An 11,865-nucleotide genomic window follows, 5' to 3' on the forward strand; every position below is an offset into this window, starting at 1 on the left:
TTATTTGGTGCGCTCTTGGACGATCTTTGTCGATTATGAAAAATGTATGCTCATATGATGGGGATGCAGGTGTAAACCTTCCAATCTTACGCTGGCAGCCTGATGGCTTTAATGCCACAATATTTTTTTCTTCGCATGCAGGAAAGATGATGAAAAAAGTAGCAATTGTGGCTGCGATGCTGACGTTAGCGGGATGTGTTCAGGTTGATAACTATCAGGAAGTGATTAAGCACCCGGTACCTTCGCAACTGGCAGGTTACTGGCAGTCGAAAGGGCCGCAGAGCGCGATGGTGAGCCCGGAAGCGATCGCCACGCTGGTGGTGACGCCAGAGGGGGATACGCTGGATTGCCGTCAGTGGCAGCGCGTTATCGCGGTGCCGGGTAAGATCATGCTGCGTTCAGATGATTATTATAACGTGACGCGTAAGCTGGATGTCTATCCGCTGGAGCGTGATGGGGCGGCGCTGGAGTATGACGGTATGGAACTGTACAAGGTTGACCGTCCAACGGTGGAATGCGCAGATTACCTGAGCAAGAATCCGCTGGAGAGTAAGCTTCCGTAACCGTTTTGGAGTTTGCGCCCTCTACCCGTGGTCTGAGAGATCTCCACAAAATAATGCCTTCACCGTCGGCCCCCTCTCCCTGGAGGGAGAGGGCTGGAGTGAGGGGGAACATACGGCTCTGGTGGTCATTCCGTTCACTTTATGTTCCTTGCTACTCTGTAGCGACATGTGCGGTGAACGTGCCAGGGTGGCTCAGTCGCCACCACCCTGGCGACCCGGGCTCCCGGCGGAAACTCGCCGCTTCGCGGTACCCTCAGCTTTTTCCTTCAGGCTATCGGGTCGGGCATGAGCCTGCATCCATGCAGGCCACGCCCTCTCGGCGCTTCCCTGCGCCTCGCCCCGGCCTTACGGAAACGCTTCGGCGATTTACAGCCGGACCAGGGCATCGCTGAAAGTCCTCAGTTATTATGAAGGCAACGTTATTGCTTCTGCTTTCAAATTACTGGGGATATCTCTCCCTGTGGGAAAGGGTCGGGGTGAGGGCATCAGACCACACTGTTCCAGCACTACAGCGCGTCCTCAATCACCCAGACGCTGACGCTTCCCCCGTTACAGAAGAACGTCCCTTCGCCATCCGCCGCCGTGGTCACGGTTTCCTCGCGGTTGCCTAAAAAATCACGCCAGGTCTTATTGCCGTAATTTTCCCCGAGGCAGATCGTCTTCTCGCCGTCATCCCCATTCGACAGCACCACCACACAGCCCGGGTGCTCCTCAGTCCCGCTGCGGCTGAACGCAATACAGTTTGGATGATCGAAAAACAGCGTCTGCACGCCGTGGGCAAAACGCTGCCGGGCGAGGATCAGCTCGTGGAGCTGTTCAATCACCGGCATATCGATGTGATACGTCTCGCCATCCCCGCCGGTGTCGTCATAGCTGGCGCCAAAAAGATCCGGGTAGAACACGCTCGGCACGCCGTTTTCACGCAGCAGGATGAGCGCGTAGGCCAGCGGTTTGAACCAGGCTTCAACCGGGGCTTCCAGCGCCTGCAAGGGTTGGGTATCGTGGTTGGCTACCAGGGTCACGGCATGGAACGGATCGGCTTCCACTAGCGTACCGGTGAAAATCTGGCTCATATCGTAGTCGCGTCCCTGGCGTGACGCTTCGTGAAATTTCATTTGCAGCGGCGCATCAAACAGCATCGTTTTGCCGTCCACCTGATTGATGTAGTGCTGCAATTTATCCACTTCGTGAGACCAGTATTCCGCCACAATAAACAGCGGCTGCGGGGCCACCTCCTGGACGTGCTCAATCCACTCTTTATAGAACCAGGCTGGAATGTGTTTTACCGCGTCCAGGCGGAAGCCGTCGCAGTGGGTTTGCTCCATCACCCAGCGCGCCCAGTATTTGATCTCCTCCGTCACCGCATGGTTGCGAAAATCAATATTTTCACCCATCAGGTAATCGAAATTGCCCATCTCGTCGTCGACCTGATCGTTCCAGCCTTCGCCGGTGTAGTCGTTCACGATTTTGAAGATACCGTCCTCATTGGGGTTTTCAATGTGGTCGATACCGCTAAAGCATTTGTAATCCCAGATGAACTGCGAATACTGGCCGGCCCGAACGGGAAAGGTGTAGCGCGTCCAGGCTTCGCATTCGATGATCTCATCGCTGATTTGGGTGCGATCCTGCGCATCCACGCGCTGCACGCGGACGGGTTCCTTCTCATCGGCCCCCATTTTGTGGTTGACCACCACGTCCAGAAGCACCGCAATCTGGTTACTTTTTAAGGCGTTGATGGCCTCCAGCAACTGGGCTTTATCGCCGTATTTGGTGGCGACGCTGCCTTTCTGGTCAAACTCACCGAGGTCGAAAAGGTCATAAGAGTCATACCCGACGGAATAGCCGCCGGATGCCCCTTTGTAGGCCGGCGGTAACCAGACCATATTGATGCCGATTTCGTTCAGATTGGGGGCTAATGCCGTGACTTCTCGCCACAGTTCACCGCCGGTGGGGTAGTACCAGTGAAAACATTGTAAAAGTGTTGGGTTGCGCATGCACCATCTCCATGAGGTCGCGAAACTCAAGTATGGAGCAGGTTTGGCAGAAATGCCTGGCGAACGAAACGGTTAACGTTTGCCCGCCAGTTAAATGGCTAATTGATATCGCTATTACTTTGCGGAACCAGGACATGACCGCCCTGGTTACCGTAGGTGGAGAGAACGGTTTTCTGGATGGAAGATTGCCCGACCAGCTTCGCCAGCTCATCCATTCTGGCTTGCAGCAACGTTTTTACCTGGCCTTCGTTGTCCAGGATCACCCGCAGCGTCGGGCGAAGCTGCTCCTGAATCTGCGTCGAAGGTTCACTTTCCTGAGTGAGACGAGCCAGTGAGTGCACCGCATTAACATAGTCGGTTTCACAGATGATCAGATCATCCCATAGTCCCTGCCGGGCCAGTCGCAACATCAACTGGCTCTGCTCAAGGAGTTGCTGATAAAGGGCATAAAGTTGCGGTGCGTTACTCATTAGACGGCGTCCTGGACAAGAGTTGGTATACCTGCTGCCTCCTTCCAGCCATCCGCAATATTGCGCAGTAAATTTTCCACCTCTTCGATGGCACTGGCATCATTGCGAAGGTTGGCCTGAAGCAGGCGACGAACCATATAGGCATAGAGAGCGATCAGGTTTTGTGTTAACTCGTCTTTACTCTCTTCATCCAATCCGACCTTCAGGCCATTTTCGATGATATTAATCGCTTTGGAGAGCGCCAGCCCTTTTGCCTGGATATTACCGTCTGCAAGGAACAGACGTGCCCGTACCAGTGCGCTGAGGGCTCCATCAAATAGCATGATAACCAGCTGCTGCTGGCTGGCGCTCATCACCGCGCTTTCAACTTCTATCTTTGCGTAGGCTTGCGTGCCTTTTGCGCCGTACATGTTATCCCCCTAGGGTCTGATTAGCGTTTACTACTTGTTGCTGGACGTATTTTCGAACTGCTGCGTCAGGTAACTGCTGGTAGAGTTCAGCGAGTTCATCATGACGTCTAATTGCGTAAACTGTTCTTTATAACGCGCTACCATGGTGTCGATACGCTCGCTGGCCGCGTTATATTGCTTAGTTAAATTGTTCAGGGTTTTACTGACGCCATCTTTGGCAGCCTGAATGATGCCGGTGCTGGAGAGCCAACCTGTAAGGTTTGTTCCAACGGTGGTGGTGATACCGGATGTTTTCCCGTCACCGATCAGCAGGTCTTTGATACCAGCCGCGCTGTTTTTCATTGCCGCGCTAAGCTTGTCATCATCCACTTCCAGTTTACCGGTGCTTGGGTCGGTAGTGATGCCAGCTTGAGCAAGGGTCTTGATATTGGAACTGGTGTGAGGGTTATTCAGCACGCTTCTCAACTGAGTCTGAATAGTGCGTAGCGTACTGTCGCCTAATAACGCGCCGTTGCTGGTATTCTGAGCGTCTGAACCCGCGTCCACAGCAGTATATTTTGTGAGGCTGCTGAAAGTATCTTGCAGGGAGTTATACGCCGTCACCCAGTCGTTTATCGCTTTGGTCGCTTTAGTGTTATCGGTAGTGATCGTTAAGGTCTGATTACCGGTTGTCACGTCGTTCAGGTTGAGAGTGATATCTTCCAGCGCATCACTGATTGTATTGCTGCTGTTTTCAATATCAACGTTATTAACTTTCAATAGCGCATTTTGGGCCGTAACGCTTTCCATCATGCCGTTAGCGGTATCTGCGCTATTACCGTTGTAGCCCATGAAGGACTGAAGTGCCGTATCGCCGCTGACACTAATAGTCATGGCATTGTCTTTACCGGTATCTTTCGACGTAATGGACAGACGATACTCACCATTACCGACGTTAATAATACTGGCACTTACGCCAGCATCCGCTTTGTTGATCGCATCTCGGATACCACTCAGAGATGAGTTTTCCGCACTGATATTAATAGTGACAGGTTTCTTGTCACCACCTTGCTGAATGGTGATGGTGCTGTCCGCTGTCGCAATCGCCGTTTTATTATCACTTTGCGTTTTAGCTGTTGTCAGGGTTTGCGCCTGCGCAAGCTGCGATACGTTAATGGTGTATTTACCCGCAATCGCGCTGCCGCTGGTTGTGGCACTGAAGGCTGTGCTGCTGCTGGCGGTGGTAGTCGCTGTAAACAGATCGGCTTTGCTAAGTGCAGTATTTGCCGTCTGGAAGGATTCCAATGCACTTTTCAGCGTGCCGTAGGCACTAAGTTTTGCTGTATAGGAAGTTTGCTGCTTAGAGATCGGCGTCAGCTGTGCTTTTTGTGCAGCGGTCAGACTGTCCAGAATGTCGCCTAACTGCAAACCTGATCCGACTCCCAACGTAGAAATACTTGCCATATTTATTCCTTAATGTAACGACACGTAGAACGAATAGTGGGGTTATCGGCCTCAACTCAGGAAAGTTTACGGTTAGATTCTTTTTTTTAATGGCGAGAATAGCGCTAATAGAGAAGAGTATTTCTGTGGCTAAAAAAATGATGCGATCCTGAAAAAAAATCTAAAGGTTTTTTTGGACCAGACGATAACACCTTTGACGGCGATGAAGCCGAAGGGTGGAAACCCAAATCTAATCCACAGATTTGATGAACAACAGGAAACGAAATCATGGCACAAGTCATTAATACCAACAGCCTCTCGCTGATCACTCAGAACAACATCAACAAGAACCAGTCTTCAATGTCTACTGCCATTGAGCGTCTGTCATCCGGTCTGCGTATCAACAGCGCAAAAGATGACGCAGCAGGCCAGGCGATTGCTAACCGCTTCACCTCCAACATCAAAGGTCTGACTCAGGCTGCACGTAACGCTAACGACGGCATCTCTGTTGCACAGACTACTGAAGGCGCACTGTCTGAAATCAACAACAACTTACAGCGTATTCGTGAGCTGACCGTTCAGTCTTCTACTGGTACTAACTCTAAGTCTGATCTGGACTCAATTCAGGATGAAATCAAATCCCGTCTGGACGAAATTGACCGCGTGTCTGGTCAGACTCAGTTTAACGGTGTTAATGTGCTGGCTAAAGACGGTTCCATGAAAATTCAGGTTGGAGCGAACGATGGCCAGACCATCACTATCGACCTGAAACAAATCGACTCTAAAACTCTTGGTCTGACCGGTTTTAACGTTAATGGTCAGGGCTCTGTGGCAAACACTGCTGCTACCAAGGATGAACTGGCAGCGGCAGCAGCTACAGCAGGTACAACACCATCCACCGATGCTGCCGGTGTAACCAAATACACTGTAGACGCAGGTCTGAATAAAGCCACTGCTGCAAACGTATTTGCAAATCTGTCTGATGGTGCAATTGTCGATGCCACAATTTCTAATGGTTTTGGGACAGCGACAGCGACTAACTATACCTACAACAAAGCAACAAATGATTTCAGCTTCGGGGCGACCATCGCTGCTGGTGCGGCAGCTGGTGACAGCAATAGCGCTGCACTGCAATCCTTCCTGACGCCGAAAGCAGGGGATACTGCTAACCTGAGCGTTAAGATTGGTGGTACTTCTGTTGATGTTGTGCTGGCGAGTGATGGTAAAATTACTGCTAAAGATGGTTCAGCACTGTTTATCGATTCAACAGGTAACTTGACTCAAAACAGCGCCGGTACAGTTGCCGCGGCAACGCTTGATGGTCTGACTAAAAACCATGACGCTACAGGTGCAGTGGGTGTTTCAATTACTACGGCTGATGGCGCAACTATCGCTCTGGCGGGTTCTGCTGACGCAGCAACAGGTTCTCAATCAGGTACAATTACACTGAGCAACGTTCGTATCAGCGCTGATGCTCTGCAATCCGCTGCTAAAGGTACTGCTCTCAATGTAGATAATGACGCTGATGGTACTGACGATATTTCTATTAGCGCAACTGGCGTTGTTACCACTGGGGGCGCGGCTACTTATACAGCGACTGATGGTACTCTGACTACTACCAATACCGTTGATTACTTCCTGCAAACTGATGGCAGCGTGACCAATGGTTCTGGAAAAGCTGTTTACACTGACGCAGCAGGTAAATTCACTACCGACGCAGCGACTAAAGCTGCTACTACTACCGATCCACTGAAAGCATTGGACGATGCTATCAGCTCCATCGATAAGTTCCGTTCTTCTTTAGGTGCCATCCAAAACCGCCTGGGTTCTGCTGTCACCAACCTGAACAACACCACCACCAACCTGTCTGAAGCGCAGTCCCGTATTCAGGACGCCGACTATGCGACCGAAGTGTCAAATATGTCTAAAGCGCAGATCATCCAGCAGGCCGGTAACTCCGTGTTGGCCAAGGCTAACCAGGTTCCTCAGCAGGTTCTGTCTCTGCTGCAAGGTTAATCGCCTGATTACGCTTAAACCCCGCTTCGGCGGGGTTTTTTCTATCCACGCACAAGCGTAACCCCCCAAATAACCCCTCATTTCACCCACTATTCACCCGATTAAAACCCCTCCAGAATCGGATAATCATGCCGATAACTCAACTAACGCAGGGCTGTTTATCGTGAATTCACTCTATACCGCTGAAGGTGTAATGGATAAACACTCGCTGTGGCAGCGTTATGTTCCGCTGGTGCGTCACGAAGCATTGCGCCTCCAGGTGCGTTTGCCGGCGAGCGTGGAACTGGACGATCTGCTACAGGCGGGCGGTATCGGGTTATTGAATGCAGTTGACCGGTACGACGCTCTGCAAGGAACGGCATTTACGACTTACGCAGTGCAGCGTATTCGTGGTGCGATGCTGGACGAGCTGCGCAGCCGCGACTGGGTGCCGCGCAGCGTTCGCCGCAACGCGCGCGAAGTGGCGCATGCGATGGGGCAGCTGGAACAGGAGCTGGGGCGCAACGCGACGGAAACCGAAGTAGCGGAGCGTCTGGGCATTCCTGTTGAAGAGTATCGCCAGATGTTGCTCGATACCAATAACAGCCAACTCTTCTCTTATGATGAGTGGCGCGAAGAGCATGGCGATAGCATCGAGCTGGTGACCGATGAACACCAGCAAGAGAACCCGTTACACCATTTACTGGAAGGGAATTTACGCCAGCGCGTGATGGAAGCGATTGAAGCTTTACCGGAACGTGAGCAACTGGTGTTAACCCTCTATTACCAGGAAGAGCTCAATCTCAAAGAGATTGGCGCCGTGCTGGAGGTGGGCGAGTCACGGGTGAGCCAGCTGCACAGCCAGGCCATTAAACGCCTGCGCACAAAACTGGGTAAGTTATAGGTGAGTCATTCGCCTTGGAAATGCCGCACAACGTATTGACAACCAGGAGTTATCATGACGGTGCAGCAATCTAAAAGACGGCCTTTAAGCCGCTACCTGAAAGACTTTAAACACAGCCAGACGCATTGCGCCCACTGTAAAAAATTACTCGACCGCATCACGCTGGTTCGTCGCGGTGAAATCGTGAATAAGATTGCGATTTCCCGCCTCGATACGCTGATGGATGAAGCCGCCTGGCTTGAAGAGCAAAAAGAGTGGGTAGCGCTTTGCCGTTTCTGTGGCGATCTCCATTGCAAAGAGCAAAGCGACTTCTTCGATATTATTGGCTTCAAGCAATTCCTGTTTGAACAAACGGAGATGAGTCACGGCACCGTGCGTGAATACGTGGTTCGCCTGCGCCGCCTGGGTCAGCATTTGACCATGCAAAATATCTCCCGCGATCTGCTGACAACCGGATACCTGGATGAAAATCTGGAGCCCTGGCTGCCCGCCACCAGTACCAACAATTACCGCATCGCGCTGCGAAAGTACGCACAATATAAAGTCCAGATGCCGGGCGTCATAAAGCAGAAAGTCCGCGCCGGAACAACTTCTGATATATATTAAAAAAGAATAAGATGTAGCGCAGCCGCCTTTGACGTTGCAGGCGATTTCTCTACACTACTCAAAAATTCCACTGTATCGGAGTACTTATGAAATTAGCACTTCTGGGTCGTCAGGCGCTGATGGGGATGATGGCCGTTGCGCTGGTCGCGGGGATGAGCGTGAAAACGTTCGCGGCAGAGAATCTGCTCAACAAAGTTAAAGAGCGCGGCACGCTGCTGGTTGGGCTGGAAGGAACCTATCCTCCGTTCAGCTTCCAGGGTGACGACGGTAAACTGACCGGTTTTGAAGTGGAGTTTGCGCAGGAGCTGGCAAAACACCTCGGCGTTAAAGCCTCCCTGAAACCCACCAAATGGGATGGGATGCTGGCGTCACTGGATTCCAAACGTATTGACGTGGTGATTAACCAGGTAACCATTTCTGACGAACGTAAGAAGAAGTATGACTTCTCCACGCCGTACACCGTGTCCGGTATTCAGGCGCTGGTGAAGAAAGGTAACGAAGGCAGCATCAAGTCCGCAGCGGATCTGAAAGGTAAGAAAGTCGGCGTCGGTCTGGGCACCAACTACGAAGAGTGGCTGCGCCAGAACGTGCAGGGCGTGGACATCCGTACCTACGATGATGACCCGACGAAATACCAGGATCTGCGCGTAGGCCGTATTGACGCCATTCTGGTTGACCGCCTGGCAGCGCTGGATCTGGTGAAGAAAACCAACAATACCCTGGCTGTCGCGGGTGATGCGTTCTCCCGTCAGGAGTCCGGCGTGGCGGTGCGTAAGGGTAACGAGGATCTGCTGAAAGCCATCGATGGCGCCATTGCTGAGATGCAGAAAGACGGTAGCCTGAAGGCGCTTTCTGAGAAGTGGTTCGGCGCAGACGTGACGAAATAAGTCTCAGACTGACAAAAAAAGGCGCTTTTAAAAGCGCCTTTTTTATTTCTCGCGCGTCTGCGTGCATAATGAAATAACAATTGTTTGCGTGACCGGAGGAACCATGTCACTACAGAATTTAACGCGCTTTCCCCGTCTGGAATTTATCGGCGCACCCACGCCGCTGGAGTATCTGCCGCGATTTTCTGACTATCTGGGGCGCGATATATTCATTAAGCGTGACGATGTGACGCCCATGGCGATGGGCGGAAATAAGCTGCGCAAGCTGGAATTTCTCGCCGCCGATGCCCTGCGCGAGGGGGCGGATACGCTGATCACCGCCGGGGCAATTCAGTCTAACCACGTTCGCCAGACGGCGGCAGTGGCGGCGAAGCTGGGACTCCACTGCGTAGCCCTGCTGGAGAACCCGATCGGGACGCAGGCAGAGAATTACCTGACTAACGGTAACCGTCTGCTGCTGGATCTGTTCAACGTGCAGGTTGAAATGGTCGACGCGTTGACCGACCCGACAGCACAGCTCGACGAGCTGGCGACGCGTCTGGAAGCGCAGGGTTTTCGTCCGTACGTGATCCCGGTTGGCGGCTCGAATGCGTTGGGTGCCCTCGGCTATGTTGAGAGCGCGCTGGAAATCGCTCAGCAGTGCGAAGGCGCGGTAAGTTTATCCTCGGTGGTGGTGGCGTCCGGCAGTGCGGGGACCCATGCCGGTTTAGCGGTCGGGCTTGAGCAGCTGATGCCGGAGGTCGAGCTGATTGGCGTGACGGTTTCCAGAAGCGTTGCGGACCAAAAGCCGAAAGTCGTCACCCTGCAACAGGCGGTGGCTGAACAGCTTGCGCTTCAGGCGAAGGCGGAAATATTGCTGTGGGATGACTATTTCGCGCCGGGCTATGGCACCCCCAATGATGAAGGGATGGAGGCCGTTAAGCTGCTGGCCCGTCTCGAAGGTATTCTGCTTGACCCGGTCTATACCGGTAAGGCAATGGCGGGCCTGATCGACGGCATCGCCCGGAAGCGCTTTAAGGATGAAGGACCTATTTTGTTTGTTCATACTGGCGGAGCGCCTGCGCTGTTTGCCTATCATCCTCATGTCTAAAAATCAGGTAGAAAAATAATAATGCAAGAAAGTATTCAACTGGTTATTGATTCGCTGCCGTTCTTGCTTAAAGGCGCGGTGTTTACTTTACAGCTAAGTATCGGCGGGATGTTCTTCGGGCTGGTGCTCGGGTTTGTGCTGGCACTGATGCGCATGTCCAACATCTGGCCGGTGCGATGGCTGGCGCGGTTTTACATCTCCGTGTTCCGCGGAACGCCGCTTATCGCCCAGCTGTTTATGATTTACTACGGGCTGCCACAGTTCGGTATCGAGCTGGATCCGATCCCGGCGGCGATGATTGGCCTGTCGCTGAATACAGCGGCGTACACCTCTGAAACGCTGCGTGCGGCGATCTCCTCCATCGATAAAGGGCAGTGGGAAGCGGCGGCCAGTATCGGGATGACCCCGTGGCAGACGCTGCGCCGGGCGATCCTGCCCCAGGCGGCGCGCGTGGCGCTGCCGCCGCTGAGCAACAGCTTTATCAGCCTGGTGAAAGACACCTCCCTTGCGGCGACCATTCAGGTGCCGGAGCTGTTCCGTCAGGCGCAGCTGATCACCTCGCGTACGCTGGAAGTGTTTACTATGTATCTGGCGGCCTCGCTGATTTACTGGGTGATGGCGACGGTGCTGTCCGCTCTGCAAAACTATTTTGAAAACCAGCTTAACCGCCAGGAGCGTGATCCAAAATGAGTGCAATTGACGTCAAAAACCTGGTGAAAAAATTCCACGGGCAAACGGTGCTGCATGGCATTGATCTTGAGGTTGAGCAGGGCGAAGTGGTGGCAATTATCGGCCCGAGCGGGTCAGGCAAAACCACGCTGCTGCGCAGCATCAATTTACTGGAGCAGCCCGAAGGCGGGACGATCCGCGTGGGTGATATCACCATTGATACCGGGAAACCCATCAGCCAGCAAAAAGGGCTGATTCGCCGCCTGCGCCAGCATGTCGGCTTCGTGTTCCAGAGCTTTAATCTCTTCCCGCACCGCACGGTGCTGGAAAACATTATTGAAGGGCCGGTCATCGTCAAGGGGGAACCTAAGGAAGACGCCACGGTCCGCGCCCGCGAGCTGCTGGCGAAGGTTGGCCTGGCAGGGAAGGAGACGAGCTATCCGCGTCGCTTATCTGGCGGGCAGCAGCAGCGTGTCGCTATTGCACGCGCGCTGGCGATGCGCCCGGATGTGATCCTGTTTGACGAACCCACATCCGCGCTCGATCCTGAGCTGGTCGGGGAAGTGCTGAACACCATCCGACAGCTGGCGCAGGAGAAACGCACGATGGTGATTGTGACGCATGAAATGAGCTTCGCCCGCGACGTTGCCGATCGGGCTATTTTCATGGATCAGGGGAGAATAGTTGAGCAGGGGCCAGCTAAAGCGCTGTTTGCCAATCCGCAGCAGCCCCGTACCCGTCAGTTCCTTGAAAAATTCTTAATGCAGTAGCATTTTAGCGTTCAATTTGCTCCAGATGCCGCTTCTGGAGCAAATAATCCTCCCTTAAACTCCGTTCTGTTGCTTTTTTATTCCG

The 11,865-nt window shown here is 53.0% G+C and carries 12 protein-coding genes; 8 read left to right on the plus strand and 4 right to left on the minus strand.

What is annotated here, in order from left to right; genetic code table 11:
* Positions 1–149 precede the first annotated feature (149 nt).
* Complete coding sequence (yedD, locus tag SK53_RS02530) at positions 150–563, plus strand: lipoprotein YedD (RefSeq protein ID WP_003859613.1); 414 nt, start codon at positions 150–152, stop codon at positions 561–563.
* A gap of 506 nt (positions 564–1,069) precedes the next feature.
* On the opposite strand, the gene amyA is transcribed toward yedD, so the two are convergent.
* The 4 genes from amyA to fliD form a co-directional block, all read right to left on the minus strand.
* A complete protein-coding gene (gene amyA, locus SK53_RS02535) occupies positions 1,070–2,557 on the minus strand; it encodes an alpha-amylase (RefSeq protein WP_003859614.1) in 1,488 nt (495 codons plus the stop codon).
* A gap of 98 nt (positions 2,558–2,655) precedes the next feature.
* Positions 2,656–3,027 carry a flagella biosynthesis regulatory protein FliT gene (gene fliT / locus SK53_RS02540; RefSeq protein ID WP_003859615.1) on the minus strand — a complete coding sequence of 124 codons (372 nt, stop codon included), beginning with the start codon at positions 3,025–3,027 and terminating at the stop codon, positions 2,656–2,658.
* The gene (fliS, locus tag SK53_RS02545; RefSeq protein ID WP_006811147.1) at positions 3,027–3,437 is read right to left on the minus strand and encodes a flagellar export chaperone FliS; all 411 of its coding nucleotides are present in this window, start codon (positions 3,435–3,437) and stop codon (positions 3,027–3,029) included. Before fliS ends, fliT begins: the two co-directional genes overlap by 1 nt.
* 30 nt (positions 3,438–3,467) lie before the next feature.
* Positions 3,468–4,880 carry a flagellar filament capping protein FliD gene (fliD, locus tag SK53_RS02550; RefSeq protein WP_032659217.1) on the minus strand — a complete coding sequence of 471 codons (1,413 nt, stop codon included), beginning with the start codon at positions 4,878–4,880 and terminating at the stop codon, positions 3,468–3,470.
* A 267-nt stretch (positions 4,881–5,147) separates the two neighbouring features.
* Between fliD and SK53_RS02555 the strand changes: the two genes are divergently transcribed.
* The 7 genes from SK53_RS02555 (at position 5,148) to tcyN (ending at position 11,780) form a co-directional block, all read left to right on the plus strand.
* Positions 5,148–6,875, plus strand: a complete 1,728-nt coding sequence (locus SK53_RS02555) for a FliC/FljB family flagellin (RefSeq protein WP_032659212.1) — start codon at positions 5,148–5,150, stop codon at positions 6,873–6,875.
* A 163-nt stretch (positions 6,876–7,038) separates the two neighbouring features.
* Positions 7,039–7,758, plus strand: coding sequence for an RNA polymerase sigma factor FliA (locus SK53_RS02560; protein WP_003859623.1), 720 nt, complete (start codon positions 7,039–7,041; stop codon positions 7,756–7,758).
* Between the two features lie 54 nt (positions 7,759–7,812).
* On the plus strand, positions 7,813–8,364 hold the full coding sequence (gene fliZ / locus SK53_RS02565; protein WP_015570235.1) for a flagella biosynthesis regulatory protein FliZ: 552 nt from the start codon (positions 7,813–7,815) through the stop codon (positions 8,362–8,364).
* An 86-nt stretch (positions 8,365–8,450) separates the two neighbouring features.
* On the plus strand, positions 8,451–9,251 hold the full coding sequence (gene tcyJ, locus SK53_RS02570; RefSeq protein ID WP_003859627.1) for a cystine ABC transporter substrate-binding protein: 801 nt from the start codon (positions 8,451–8,453) through the stop codon (positions 9,249–9,251).
* A 103-nt stretch (positions 9,252–9,354) separates the two neighbouring features.
* A complete protein-coding gene (gene dcyD, locus SK53_RS02575; protein ID WP_048208438.1) occupies positions 9,355–10,341 on the plus strand; it encodes a D-cysteine desulfhydrase in 987 nt (328 codons plus the stop codon).
* Between the two features lie 21 nt (positions 10,342–10,362).
* Positions 10,363–11,031, plus strand: coding sequence for a cystine ABC transporter permease (gene tcyL, locus SK53_RS02580; protein WP_003859632.1), 669 nt, complete (start codon positions 10,363–10,365; stop codon positions 11,029–11,031).
* Positions 11,028–11,780 carry an L-cystine ABC transporter ATP-binding protein TcyN gene (gene tcyN / locus SK53_RS02585; RefSeq protein WP_003859634.1) on the plus strand — a complete coding sequence of 251 codons (753 nt, stop codon included), beginning with the start codon at positions 11,028–11,030 and terminating at the stop codon, positions 11,778–11,780. The genes tcyL and tcyN overlap by 4 nt, the downstream gene beginning before the upstream one ends.
* Positions 11,781–11,865: the final 85 nt, after the last annotated feature.

This window comes from Enterobacter sp. MGH119 (genome assembly GCF_001037675.1).
GTDB lineage: Bacteria > Pseudomonadota > Gammaproteobacteria > Enterobacterales > Enterobacteriaceae > Enterobacter > Enterobacter hormaechei_C.